The organism is Rhizobacter sp. AJA081-3 (assembly GCF_017795745.1).
Classification (GTDB): Bacteria; Pseudomonadota; Gammaproteobacteria; order Burkholderiales; family Burkholderiaceae_C; genus Piscinibacter.
The window spans coordinates 3,446,777-3,459,240 of sequence record NZ_CP059067.1 but is presented as its reverse complement, the minus strand read 5'-3'; the positions used below and the strand labels follow the sequence as shown (position 1 = coordinate 3,459,240).

The window sequence follows — 12,464 nt, the reverse complement described above, 5'->3', positions numbered from 1 at the left end:
CGTTTTGCACCACTATCGGCCGCGCTCGCGTGTCGATCTGGGCCCTGGAAGGCAGAGACCGTGGCGTGAAGGGCGATGTCTTCCGACCTCGCCTTCTTGCCACCTATGTGTTGCTCTCGAGCGAGATCGTGGCCGAGATGGCTTGAAACTGCTCAAGGATCTCAGGCGCGCGCTGGCGCAGGTACCTGAGTACGGCCGCGTTGTCGAGCAGCTTGGCGACGTATCCCTTTGCCAGCACCAGTCCGAGGACGTCCTGGCCATAGCTCTGCTCGACGACCCGGTATCGGCCCTGCAGGTTCGACATCTCCCGTTCCATTCGCGCCATCTGCTCCTTCGTCACGCCGCGGAGCTTGCGGGGCTTGTTCCCTTCGACCAGAAACTCCACCGACGTGGCGGCCAGCAGCGCCTCCGCATAGGCCACCGTCAGGTTGTTGGCCGACAGCAGGAGTTCTACGCACTCGACCTGGCGCGTCGGCTTCATCTTGCGGATGACGCGCGAGAGCTCCGCCGAGAACTGGCGGTCCGTGAGAAGTTCGGCTGCCTCCGGGCAAATGCCATCGAGAAGATTCATCTTCTTCTGGATGTGGCTGACGTCGACGTTCAAGGCGCTCGCCAACCGTTGCGGAGACACGCCGCGCTCGATCGCGCGACGAAGCATGAAGTGCTCCTGAATCGAACTGAGCCGGTTGATGCGGTTGTTGTACGTATAGGCCTCGTCATCGACGGCAACGAGGCATGCGACCTCCGTGCGCCCCAGCTCTCGCAATGCGATCAGCCGCATGTGGCCGTCAAGGAGGACATAGCGGCCACCTTCGGCGTCCAGGGCTGACACCGTGAGCGGTTCGATGAGCCCGACTTCGGCGATGGACGACCGGATCTGCTTGAACTTCCGGGAGATTGCCAGGCCGGACGGGGTGGCCCTGGACGGCAGCAGCGCGTCGATCGCGACGTTTCGTGGTTCGGGCAGGAAGCCCAGGGTCACCTTTCCGTTCATGCTGCATGCCCTCCCGGCCAGATGCGTTCCACGAGCTGTCTGGGAAGGGAGTCAAGCCCTTCGGCGCGAAGCAGCGTCGCAAAGTGCTCGTCCGTGAACAACTGCTTGAGCGCCGTCGCGATGAAGAGGAGCTTCTGCTGCGTGAACTCTGCCTTCTTCACCATCAGCTTCTGGCTTTCAACCTCCTTCTGGTAGGCACGGACCAGGCTCGTCGTCGTGACCGGCTCCCGCTTGCGCGGCGACGCGTGCTGGATCGACCGACCGAGGGTCTTTCTGCGCTCGATGACCCGTCGCGCCTCCAGGAGGTTCTTCCCGCGCAAGGTGCCGGCCTCGTAGGCCTCCTGCAGCGCGGACTGGATGGCCTTGTCGTCGTCACCGGCGCCGACGATTGCGATGGCTGCGTTCAGCGGGATCTCGCCGCGCTCCACGGCCACGATGAGACGCTGCTCGCCTCGTTCCAGCAACATCAGGATGCCCTGGACGTACGTGAAGGTCAGTCCCGTCTTCGCGGCGATGTCCTTCGCCTTGTACCCCTTGTCGCGAAGCTGCTCGATGCCCAACAGCAGCTCGAGCGGCCGGCACTGTCGCCTGGCGATGTTCTCCGCCAGGCTCATGATGAATGCCTCCTCGTCGCTGACATGAACGATGAGGGCCGGAATCTCCGTCTGGCCCAGAGTCCGGTAGGCCTTCAACCGTCCCTCTCCGCAGACGAGCAGAAAACGCTCAGTTCCGTTCGCCTGCGAGCGTGGCGTGACCGTGATCGGCTTCTTCAGGCCGATCCGCTTGATGTTGATGACGATCTCGTCGAAGACCTTGTCGTTGCGTTCGCGTGGGTTGAGGACGTCCACCGCGTCAACGGGAACCATCCGCAGTTCGGGCGAGCTGCCGGTCGTGCTCATGCCGCCCACCGTGGCCTCGACCGTTCAGCCATCGCATAGAGGTAGTCCAGGGAGTCGAAGCGATAGCTCTCCAGGGCGGCGGGGTTGTGGTCGGACAGGTCCACTCCGGGCAGGCCGAAGTCGAGGCGCGGCAGCAGGTAGTAGTCGAGGGCCGTCTCGTTGCCCCGGGACAGACGGACTGCAACACTGATGTCAGGCAGCAGGCCGGAGTCGAGTCGCACCTTCCACCGGCATCGTTCGGTGCCGATTTCGTGGCAGCGCGCGAGCACGATTGAGGTCGTGAACTCGCGGTTGACGGTCAGCACGTCGGTGGCGTTGTCGCGCGTGACGCTCCCGCCGAGTTCGGCAATCCGGTGCTCTGTGCTTGACACGATCTCCGGGTGCATGCGCCTGAGCAGCCGGTTGATCTCGATGAACCGGAAGTCGCGTGCCGGCGTGAAGCCGACCATCTCGTAGGCCCGCACCAGGCTGCCGAACCGGTGCGCGTAGACGGCGCTCGACGGCATTCCTTCGGCTTCGTCGATCACCATCCCGGACAGGAATCCGCGGTTCCGGTAGAGGTCCCGCAGGCGGTTGATCAGTTCCTCGTCGCTGAAGCGACGCGCCCGCGCCCGGATGATCCCCTGGGCCGTGTAAAACACGTCCGGTGGAACGATGGGCTCGAAGGCCTCGGCCTTGCGAATCCACATGTCCGGCGGATTGGAGACCCGGACCTTCTTCAGCTTGAACGAGCTGCGGTTGTAGACGTTGTTGCCGATGTACTTCTCGTTCGTCAGTACCTGATGGACCGTGGCCCGTGTCCACTCCCGCCCCAGGTCGGTCCGCAGCCGCATTCCATTCAGGCGTCCGGCGATCTGAGACTCCACCAGTCCGTCGTCGTTGAACCACCGGTACATTGCATTGACCGTCTCGACCTCCTCGGCCGGGCCGGCCACGAGGATGACGCGATCCGTCTGCAGGCTCTTGTGCTCACCGCGGGAGAGGCTGGACTTCATCTGTCCCTGCTGGTCGACCAGAACACGCCGCAGGCCATAGCCGGCGGGACCACCCTGGCGGAAACCCAATTCGATCAGGCGGCACTGCCCGGCAAACACCTTCGCGGAGAGTTCGCGGCTGTACTCCCCGGCCATGGCACGCTTGACACCCTTGACGATCGTCGACACCGGGGAGCCATCGTTCTCGAACTGCTCCGCGCAGTAGGCGACCTGAATGCCGGCGCGGCGACAGATGTATTCGTAGTACGCGCTCTCGTCGGCGTCCTGGAACCGTCCCCAGCGACTGACGTCGTACACCAGGATGACCCGGTAGTCGGCGGCCCCGGTCTCGACATCCTTGATCAATTGCTGGAGCGCCTGGCGTCCGTCCAGCCGAAGGCCGCTCTTTCCCTCGTCGGCATAGGTCCGCACGATCTGGAGGCCACGCCGCTCGGCGTACTCCCGGATCTTGTCGGCCTGGTTCTGTGTCGAGTATTGCTGGTGCTCGGTGGACATGCGAACGTACTGCGCGGCACGGAGCGCAGGCGAGTCCGGTTCGGCGACGGTGGCAAGCGGGAGGTTCGGCATAAGCGGCGATCCCAGGAGCCTGAGTGAGCGACCAACCGAGGGGCCGCAGCCTCGATGCGGCAGCGACGACAGCGGGCGAACTCCTCGGGAAGTTAGCAGCGTGCGCCTTGCATGCCGATCGAGTCCTCTCTTTGCAAGAAGGTGGGGACATCAATCAGCCCGACTCGACAAGCTCGATTGAGACGAGCCACGAGTCCATCTTTGCAAGACCATCAAGGTCGACACGGGACAGGTGATAGATGCCGGGAATCAGCAGCGGCGCTGCGCCGCACGCGTTCTTCTTTGCAAGCCGAGCGTGACGACGGTGTGCGTCACGATCGTGCTGGTTCACGCGGTTGCGCGCGACGTAGTCGGGATGCGACTCCCGGTAGCGCATCCAGTAGTCGGGATTGCGCTGAAGCCACGAGGCCTGAGCCCGGCTCTGGTTCTCCAGATAGTCGGGATCGTGGGTGCGCTTGTCCCGCTGCCACAGCCTTCGGCGCTCCCGCTGACAGGGCTCGGCCGAGCAGTAACTCTGTTGCGGCACCTGGGGGCGAACGCCGAAGATGCATCCGCACGCCACACATCGGCGATTCGCTGCCATGTGTCACTCCTCGAGTGCCGGCTGGAACTGGTGGATTCGACCTGGTTGCGCTACTCAGCGTGGTTGACCGGTGCTTCAGCTGGGGGCAGGTTCGAACTACCTCAGCCGCCACTCAACGGAACAAATGGCTGTGTGCCTCGACGCCGGCGCGCGACTGTGCCTCGTCGCGCCAGGCGAAGTCCTTCTCGACTCGTGGCTCGGCGAACTTCGCGAGGTCCGTGGCGGCGACGTCGACGCTGCCGTAGTAGGCGCAGGCCTGCGGAGCCAGGCCGATGACCGTGTCGAGCAGGCGCTGCTGTGGCACGAGCAGGATGCCTGCGTTGTGGTACCGCAGGACCGCCGCGCATGGACGCGACAGGCTCTGCGCGACCACGACGGTCATGATCAGGCACTGCAGCATGTCCTTCAGCCGCACCTCGCCGACCCAGTTCTGGCGGTCGATCGGTCGCTTGCCGCGGGACTTGTACTCGAGGTTGAGCAGTCCATCGCCGACCGCGTAGACCCCGTCGCTCTGCGCCACGACGGATCCCCATCGGAGATTCCGGCGATCCTGCTCCCGCCAGAGCAGGCGAGCCGACGTGCCCGGCAGGAAGCAGAGTGTGCGTTCCACCCGGTCCTCGAGGCGGTCCGCTGCATCACCGTCGAAGAACCTCGATTTGAGGCGAACGCCGTTGCGCTCGCCTTGTGCGTCCCAGACAAACATCTAGAAGCGACTCCCGAGGCCGCGGGCTCGCTCGCGGTCACTGCCTTTCGCCGCCTCCGCCGTGCGACGCTGCAGTTCCGTGAACAGCGATTGGTTGACGTAGCTCAGTCTCGTCTCCCACTCGTCGAGGAAGCTGGTGCTGCGAGGGTTCTTCGCATAGTCCGTGTAGACGAGTTCCATCGGTGCTTCGATGTCCCACTTGCAGGGGGCGCATTCTGCAAAGCGTTGGGTCATGTCCACGGGAAGGCGGCGACCGTCGTCGAGAGCCACCTTTCCGTCACCGTACTTGGCAACCAGCAGACGGCGGAGTTCGTGGTTCGCCTTCGGGTCGTGCCGAAACGCGTAGGCCGCGATGACGAAACGCCCCTCGTCGAATAGGACCTCGAGGGTCTGGGCGCCTGGCAGGCCGATCCTGCTCGCGTCATAGATGCGATGACCCTTGCTGGACTTGATGAGCCGAGCCCCGGCGGCTACCGCGGCGTTGTGCAGCGTGGCCTCGTCGGCGGTGCGGAGTTCAACGTTGAACAACGTCAACTCGCCGGCCGCGGCCGCGCCTGCGAACCAGAGGCCCGCACAGGCAATCAGGTAGGAGACGACGTGCTTCATCGGATGCCGCTTTGCAGGCGTTCGAGCGTCGCCGCGAGGGGTTCGGATGCCGGGGTCACGTCCGCAGCGGGTGTCGGTCCCGTTTCGCGTTGAACGGTCACGCGCGATCCGTCATGACGCGTCCTTGGCGAAGGTGTCGCTCGGGTTCCCGCCTTTGCAGAGACTGGGGAGGGGGCGCTGAGGAGAACGTTCGGCTCCATCGGCGTGGGAACCCGCGGCGCCTGTGAGCTGGTCGGGGCCTGTGCTGCAATGGACGCAACAGGGGCCGGGGCACGGGACGACCGACTGGCCGTTCCGACGATGAGAAAGGCGATCGCGGCGAGACCAATCGCGCCCACAGCCAATGCGCTGCTTTGACGCGGCTGCATAGCGATGGTCACTCGCTCGCCCTGATCGCTGGCGACGGCCGTAGCCGGTTGCGTGACTTGTTTGACTGCCGGCATGTCGCTGTTCGGCCGAATGGGCCCCAGCGGCTGAGGTGCGTGGCCTGGCGACGCGCCGACCACGATGTGAGGCGTCAGATCGATGGCAATGCCGAACAACGGCTCAGCCGTTCCCTGCCAGTGACTCACCTCGTCGATCTCCCTGAAACGTCGCTCTTCCGGCTGCAATTGTGGATGATCGTCCGTGGTGCTATAGACGTCAAGACACCACGATGCTTGGGTGCCACGCTCTTCTCCTCGTCACGCCCAAGCGCCCGAACTCGTGGCGTTCGGCGTTGCCGTCCGGGAGAGGCGTCTGGAGCTTGGCCTGTCTCAGGAGGCGCTCGCACACGGAGCCGGCATCGACCGCTCGTACATGAGCAGCGTCGAGCGCGGAGGTCAGAACGTCGGGCTCGTGCTGGCGGCGCAGATTGCGCGTGCGCTGGACGTCAAACTTGCCGACCTGATGTCGGCGGCCCGCCTCTAGGGATCACGCGCCACCGGTCCGCGGGGCGGCACCCTTGCCCCCCGGACCTGCAACCCATTCGCGAAACATCGCGACCTGCGAGTCGTCGAGGATCAACTGCTCCCGTTGACACAATGCAAGGACGCTGTCGACGAACCTCGCGCCGAGCGTGTCGGCGTCGTCTCGCCCCTGCCCGAAAGTGTGGCCACCGAGGAGGATGCCCTTGAGCACGAAGCTCACATCGGCACGGCTGATCGATTCCCCGGCTTCGCGGCAACGGTCGCGAACCCGCTTGCCGGTCTCCGTGAGCAGGAAGGGGCGTTCAGCAACGTCGGCGACAAGGCTCCCCAGCAGGAAACGGATCTCCGGCGGGGAGAGCATGGGAAGTTCGGTTGCCGTGTGTACTTGGCCGATCAGTGCGAGCAGATGGTTGAATGGGCCCCAGTCAAGTGCGGCAGGCGAAGGAACGGCACCACCGTCTATCGCCGGAGCTGTCGGGTCCAAGACGCTGCCGCCCGCGCTCGACCAGTCGACCTTCAAGGGCGAAAGATCGAGCGCCTCAAGAAACTTCCGGAACGTGCCCTTGCCGGCCCAGTCGGAGGCCACCTTTCCGTGCTGTTCGGTGATCAACTGTGCGAGGCGACCGCAGGGGACCGGTCGACGTGCTTTCGCGACCTCGGAGCGCACCAACTGTGCAACGTTGGAGAGTTCCCTGGCCGAATCGCCTGCACCTTTGGGGCCGTTTGCAACAACCTTGTCGGGAAGCGTGTGGCGAGCCGGGTCCGAGATGAGACCCAGTTCCCAGTTCACTGCGAGAGGTGCCAGTTGGAGTGAGTCCACCAGAGCCCGGAACGTGTTGAACCCGGACCAGGTGGCCGCATCAAGACCACGCACTTCACCCGGCACCTTGCCGGCCAGCCAGGGAAGAGAAATCGGCTTTGCTGAACTGGCAACGGTCCTGGTGATGAAGCGCGCGACGCTGCGAGCGACATCGGCCTGCGGTGGCACAGGTTCGGCGGCGGGCGGGATGTCCTCCACGTCCTCGAACCCAAGTCCACCACGGACGAATTCGTCCTGGTCGATCAGCAGATCCGCCGAGGCTTGATAGGCCGCCGAGGGAAACCCGATCGCCAGCACCGTTGTCCGTCGATCCCAGCGTCGCAGCTTACGCAGCACGGGCGTGAAGTCGGCGTCAGCAGAGAAGACGATGAACTCGTCGTAGTGCGCCTCGTGCTGAAGGAGATCAACGATGTCGAGCACCATGTGGATGTCGGTGCTGGTCTTGCCCTCGCTTGTCATGGCAGGGCAGTCGATGATCTCGAATCCGGCCCGGTTGAACGCGGGGCGGAATCGTTGATAGACCTGCGGGTTGAGGTAGCACCGCCGTACGAGCAAGCGCCTGTTCGAGCCCGCCGGCGCGTGCGGCGGTGCCTGCAGCGAATCGGTGAGCCATCGGATCCAAACAAGCGGCTGGAATGCGAAACGCTCCGCGATACCCGGATCCAGCCGCTTCAGCCCGGAGTAGACGTTGTCGAAGTCAACGAACAGTGCGCTCTTCATGGGTCCTCCTGATGCCGATCTTGCCAGCTCATGTTGAAGGCTAGGTTCAACGCCCGATGTGACACTGGCCCATTTCTCGCGGCATGCCGATGAGATGTGCCTCCACCAGTCATTGGCAACCTTGCAGCGTGGGCACACGCACCTTCGAGTTCCCGGCTGTACTTCACGCTCTGCCTGCAGGTCACGCCAACGCAACGTGACCACCAGGACGTGGGCATGTAGATTCATACAGATCGTCGGGTGAGCCACCTCACGGTGAAACTTCGCTTGTCAGGCGCGCACTCGCGGTCGAGGAGCCGGAGCCGGCAAGCCCGCAAGGGTGCCTCGTAGAATTCGGACACAAGAGGGGATATGACCGACGGGGGGATTGGGACAGTTGACGTTTTGATGGCAGTTCATGCTGCATGCGAGCGCATGCCCGTGCACTGCAGGCAATATCGCCGTGTGCGCGACTAGCCATGGCCGAGACGGAGCGCCTTCTCAACCGTCCGCTCGGCCGATTGCTCAAGGTCGCAGTCTCGGCGGGCATTGAGTCAGCAGTCCGTCTGCACATCTCCCGAGGGGACGACCTTGAAGGCCGTGACGAGGCCGGGCTCACTCCGCTTCTGATCGCAGCCGCGCGGAACCGGGGATCCATCTGTCGGATGCTGCTCGAGGCGGGGGCGAACCCTTCTGCAATCGACCCGGTAGGGCGGGACGCGCTCTCGACGGCGGTTGCGCACGGCTCTGCCGAGGCAGTCGCAGCCATCCAAGAGCATCTTGTGCGAGCGGGTCAGGTGCCGGTGCGAGCTTCCGACCCTGCGCTGGCGGGTCATGAGGCCAGAGATTCGGCTGGCAAACCCGTTGGAGCGGATTCAGGTCGCGCCGACGGTGCGGCGCACCTGGCAGGACAAGGCAATTTCAGTTTCGTGGAAACCACGCCGAAGGAGGCGGAGCCTCACTCGACGTCACCCGAAGGTGCTCCGCTGGAGCCGGAGCCAAAGCAAGTCGCTGTATTTCGGGAGCACTCGGGCAATCTGCCGAATGAAGAAGTGGTGCTGTCCGAGCCTGACCTTGGCGACTGGGAGCCAGTTGACGCGCCCGATCCACCGCCAGACAACCCTGAGCTCACACGCGCCGAAGCCGACCGGCAGCGCCGCATTAATGCGCACGCGCCCATCGATCGAGGGGCGAGCTGGGATTCGTTCGACGCCATCCTTCCCGAGTTGGCACGACCTCTGGCTAGGTCGGAGGATGTGGCGTTCCTCCAGACACTCCGTGATCTGCTCCTTCGCGCCCTGAGGGAGGGCAGTGTTCCGAAGGTGGCCATAGAGGACGCTCTGTCAGAGCGCGGAGATGGCGAGAACCGCGATGAGCAGGCCGAGGCTGCTTTCGAGTTCATCGTGGGAGACCTGGGGGCAGACGTTGACGAGCGGCTGGAGTTTCACTCGTCGTGTCCCAGCGAGAACTTTGAGGTTCCGATCGTCGGGCACGAGTCCGAGGGCGAAGAGGCGGAGATCGATTCAGCGCTCCTTCATTTCGAACAGATGCGTTCGGGGGGCAATGACCCTGTGCGCCTCTACTATCGATCCGCCAGTTCCCATGCCCTCCTGACCGCAGACCAGGAAGTGGCTCTGGCCAAGTCGATGGATGTCGCCATCGGACAGGCACTCGATGCACTCGCGGGATGGCCCGAAGGCATCCGATACCTCCTGCAGGCATTCGAGCAGGCCCGAGCCGACGCGGTAGCCCTGGGAAAAATCGTCGTCACTGCAGCAGCGGCGCCAGATGCAGGCGTGTCTATGCAGACGGATGCCCCGGCGGATGGCGAATTCGAGGAAGGCGTCGCCGAGCAAGTTGAAGGCGGTGAGATTGATGGCGGCGACGCGGATCCGGAGGCTGCCATGCTGGGCGACGAACTGCCGGGTGATGACCCCACGGAGGTCTTCGAGCGGATCGCCGAGCTTGCAGACGGCACGTCGTCACCTCAGGTCGTCTCAACCCTGCGCGAGCAGCTCGCTCGCCTCAGATTCCGGCGAACATTTCTGATTTCCATCGCCGACGTTCCTGCTGACGGCCGAGATGCGGCTGCACGACCGTATCGGCGCGCCATCACGGAGCTGCTCCGCCATCGATCGCGTATGGCCGAAGCCAATCTGAGGCTGGTCATCGACATGGCCAGGAAACAACTGCACTCCGGTGCAGCGATAGAGGACCTCATCCAGGACGGCAACATCGGGCTCTTGAGTGCAGTGGATCGTTTCGACTGGCGTCGAGGCTTCCGCTTCTCGACGATGGCGACCTGGTGGATAAGGCAGAGCCTGACGCGCGGAGTCGCCGACAAGCTCTTCGCGATCAGGTTGCCGGTTCATATTCGCGAACGCGTGTCCCGCGGCCGGTGGGAAGCCGAGAAGCTCGAGCGGAAGCGCGGAAGTCAGTTGTCGATCGCCGAGCAGGCTGCCCTGTGCGGCCTGTCTATCCGGAGGTTTGAGACTGCCGCACGTGCGTTCTCTGAACCGCTCTCCATGGAGCAGGCAGAGCTCGACGGACTCTTGGATTCGCCATCGGACGACCCCTTCGACCTGGTCTTCGCCAAGGAGCGCGTTGGGGTGCTGAACAGTGTGCTTTCGAGATTCAAGCGCAAGGACTCGGAGGTCGTCCGAATGCGCTACGGCATTGGCGTTCCAGAGGCCATGACGCTTGAGCAGATCGGGCAGATCCTGGACGTGACGCGCGAACGTGTCCGTCAACTCGAGGCGAAATCCCTCAAGACCCTGACTGCCAAGCCGCGAAGAGAGGCCATTGCGGCCGCGCTGGGCCTGCCTGTCGAGGCAGACCAGTCTGCCCAGGTAGAAGGACGGCAGGTGTTCGGTGAGCACGACCTGATCGGTGACAGCCAAGAGCCGACTGCCACGCTGCAGCTCCCAAACGGGTCGGGAACTGCCGGCGCTGTCGATGACGTTGAGGAGCCTGGTGCGAGTCAAGGCGACGTCGGCGCAATGGAACAACTCGTCGCAAGGGCGTGGAAGCTTGGAGTTCCGGTCTCGGTGAAGGGCGAAGGCGCGGGGAAGCGCTACGTGTTTGGCATCTTCAAAGCGGACACCGGCAAGAAACGAAATCTGATTCGCTGCCTGGTCGAATTGGGCTACACGCTGAGGGCGGGTGAGGGGTACAGCAAATGAACGGCCGCAGGCTGGCTCCGCCAAGGGCAAGCGCGATGCTCGAGGCCCTGCGGGGCCTGGGCTACTCCGCAGGAGCCGCCGTTGCCGACATCGTCGACAACAGCATCGCGGCCGGAGCGACGACGGTCGACATTCAGTTCATCTGGGATGAGACTTCCAGCAGGATCGCGATCCTCGACAACGGTCGTGGAATGGACGATGCCGCGCTGGAGCGAGCGATGACGCTTGGGGACAGGAGCCCGCTGGAGGCGCGCGACGCGGGCGATCTGGGGCGGTTCGGCATGGGCCTCAAGACGGCGTCGTTCTCGCAGTGCCGGCGCCTCACCGTCGCAAGCACGAAGGGCGACTCGATTGCGTGTCTGCGCTGGGATCTCGACGAACTCGCCCGCGATCCCGATGGCGGATGGGCAATGCTGGAAGGCCCTGCGCCCGAATCGGTCAGCTTCATCGCGCCCCTTTCTAACCAGCCGTCCGGGACACTTGTGCTGTGGGAGACACTGGACCGCATCGTAACCAGGGCCTTCACATCCGATCACTTTCTGGACTTGGTGGATGAAGTCGAAAGCCATCTCGCCATGGTGTTCCATCGCTTCATCAACGAACCGCGGCCGAGGCTGCGGCTCGTGATCAACGGGCGACAGGTGCAGGCGTGGGATCCGTTCATGATGGGCCATACGTCGAAGCCCTGGGAGTCTCCTGTCGAACGCAGGAGCACCGATTCCGGTCCGGTGGCGGTTCAGTGCCACGTCCTTCCCCACAAGGACCGATTGAGCCAGCAGGAGTTCGACCGCAATGCCGGCCCTTCCGGCTGGAGTGCGCAGCAGGGCTTCTACGTCTACCGCAACGACCGGCTGTTGTTGGCCGGCGGGTGGCTTGGTCTCGGTCAAGGGCGTGCCTGGAATCGCGAGGAGGCCTACCGTCTGGCGCGCATCCGGCTCGACATCCCCAACACCGCGGATGCCGCCTGGAAGATCGACATCCGCAAGTCGACCGCACGGCCTCCGGTCTCGCTCCGACCTTGGTTGACCAAGCTCGCCGAGGACACGCGCGAGCGGGCGCGCCGTGTCTTCGCCTTCCGGGCCAGCCCGCAGCCCCGCTCCGGGGCGGCCCCGCTCGAACTGGCCTGGCGCACGGAGGCGACCCAGGCCGGAACCAGGTACAGGATCGACGAAAGTCATCCAGCTGTGGCAGCCGTCCTGGAGGTCAGCGGCGGGAACACTGCCCTCGTGCGTGCCATGCTGCGCGTGATCGAGGAAACGGTGCCTGTGCAGCGCATCTGGCTCGATACCGCGGAGGCCAAGGACACGCCACGCGTCGGGTTCTCCGGCGAGCCTGCCGCAGCGGTACAGGGAGTGCTCTCGGTCCTGTTCAGGGACATGGTTGTACGCCGGGGCATGAGCGAGGAACTCGCCCGAAAGGCGCTGGCTTCGACCGAACCCTTTCAGGACTATCCGGCAGCGGTGGCGGCACTGCGCCTCGATCAATGAAATGCTGCCAGCGAGGAGCCC

General features: G+C 64.3%; 10 protein-coding genes. 3 read left to right on the top strand and 7 right to left on the bottom strand.

Annotated elements, in window-relative coordinates; genetic code table 11:
• Window positions 1-103 precede the first annotated feature (103 nt).
• The 6 genes from HZ992_RS16655 to HZ992_RS16630 all read right to left on the bottom strand — a co-directional run bounded on the left by HZ992_RS16655 (window position 104) and on the right by HZ992_RS16630 (window position 5,347).
• Window positions 104-994: a plasmid partitioning protein RepB C-terminal domain-containing protein gene (locus tag HZ992_RS16655; protein ID WP_209382950.1), complete on the bottom strand. Its 891-nt coding sequence runs from the start codon at window positions 992-994 to the stop codon at window positions 104-106.
• Window positions 991-1,893, bottom strand: coding sequence for a ParB/RepB/Spo0J family partition protein (locus HZ992_RS16650; protein ID WP_209382949.1), 903 nt, complete (start codon window positions 1,891-1,893; stop codon window positions 991-993). Before HZ992_RS16650 ends, HZ992_RS16655 begins: the two co-directional genes overlap by 4 nt.
• The gene (locus tag HZ992_RS16645) at window positions 1,890-3,455 is read right to left on the bottom strand and encodes a recombinase family protein (protein ID WP_371816743.1); all 1,566 of its coding nucleotides are present in this window, start codon (window positions 3,453-3,455) and stop codon (window positions 1,890-1,892) included. The genes HZ992_RS16650 and HZ992_RS16645 overlap by 4 nt, the downstream gene beginning before the upstream one ends.
• A 154-nt stretch (window positions 3,456-3,609) precedes the next feature.
• Entirely contained in the window at window positions 3,610-4,038 is a 429-nt protein-coding gene (locus HZ992_RS16640) for a hypothetical protein (protein WP_209382947.1), read from the bottom strand.
• A 112-nt stretch (window positions 4,039-4,150) separates the two neighbouring features.
• On the bottom strand, window positions 4,151-4,741 hold the full coding sequence (locus HZ992_RS16635) for a hypothetical protein (RefSeq protein ID WP_209382946.1): 591 nt from the start codon (window positions 4,739-4,741) through the stop codon (window positions 4,151-4,153).
• Window positions 4,742-5,347, bottom strand: coding sequence for a hypothetical protein (locus HZ992_RS16630; protein ID WP_209382945.1), 606 nt, complete (start codon window positions 5,345-5,347; stop codon window positions 4,742-4,744). It abuts the gene before it with no gap.
• Window positions 5,348-6,052: 705 nt separating this feature from the next.
• Between HZ992_RS16630 and HZ992_RS16625 the strand changes: the two genes are divergently transcribed.
• Window positions 6,053-6,256, top strand: coding sequence for a helix-turn-helix transcriptional regulator (locus tag HZ992_RS16625; protein ID WP_371816742.1), 204 nt, complete (start codon window positions 6,053-6,055; stop codon window positions 6,254-6,256).
• Between the two features lie 3 nt (window positions 6,257-6,259).
• Here HZ992_RS16625 and HZ992_RS16620 read toward each other — a convergent pair whose 3' ends face one another.
• Window positions 6,260-7,795 (bottom strand): NYN domain-containing protein, encoded by a 1,536-nt coding sequence (locus HZ992_RS16620; protein WP_209382943.1) that lies wholly within the window; start codon window positions 7,793-7,795, stop codon window positions 6,260-6,262.
• A gap of 458 nt (window positions 7,796-8,253) precedes the next feature.
• Between HZ992_RS16620 and HZ992_RS16615 the strand changes: the two genes are divergently transcribed.
• The gene (locus tag HZ992_RS16615; protein ID WP_209382942.1) at window positions 8,254-10,956 is read left to right on the top strand and encodes a sigma-70 family RNA polymerase sigma factor; all 2,703 of its coding nucleotides are present in this window, start codon (window positions 8,254-8,256) and stop codon (window positions 10,954-10,956) included.
• Window positions 10,957-10,991: 35 nt separating this feature from the next.
• Complete coding sequence (locus tag HZ992_RS16610; protein ID WP_209382941.1) at window positions 10,992-12,443, top strand: ATP-binding protein; 1,452 nt, start codon at window positions 10,992-10,994, stop codon at window positions 12,441-12,443.
• Window positions 12,444-12,464: the final 21 nt, after the last annotated feature.

Coding starts and splice junctions, on each gene's coding strand:
- HZ992_RS16640 (WP_209382947.1), bottom strand. CDS start 4,038: ATGGCAGCGAATCGCCGATGTGTGGCGTGCGGATGCATCTTCGGCGTT.
- HZ992_RS16645 (WP_371816743.1), bottom strand. CDS start 3,455: ATGCCGAACCTCCCGCTTGCCACCGTCGCCGAACCGGACTCGCCTGCG.
- HZ992_RS16655 (WP_209382950.1), bottom strand. CDS start 994: ATGAACGGAAAGGTGACCCTGGGCTTCCTGCCCGAACCACGAAACGTC.
- HZ992_RS16610 (WP_209382941.1), top strand. CDS start 10,992: ATGCTCGAGGCCCTGCGGGGCCTGGGCTACTCCGCAGGAGCCGCCGTT.
- HZ992_RS16620 (WP_209382943.1), bottom strand. CDS start 7,795: ATGAAGAGCGCACTGTTCGTTGACTTCGACAACGTCTACTCCGGGCTG.
- HZ992_RS16615 (WP_209382942.1), top strand. CDS start 8,254: ATGGCCGAGACGGAGCGCCTTCTCAACCGTCCGCTCGGCCGATTGCTC.
- HZ992_RS16635 (WP_209382946.1), bottom strand. CDS start 4,741: ATGTTTGTCTGGGACGCACAAGGCGAGCGCAACGGCGTTCGCCTCAAA.
- HZ992_RS16630 (WP_209382945.1), bottom strand. CDS start 5,347: ATGAAGCACGTCGTCTCCTACCTGATTGCCTGTGCGGGCCTCTGGTTC.
- HZ992_RS16650 (WP_209382949.1), bottom strand. CDS start 1,893: ATGAGCACGACCGGCAGCTCGCCCGAACTGCGGATGGTTCCCGTTGAC.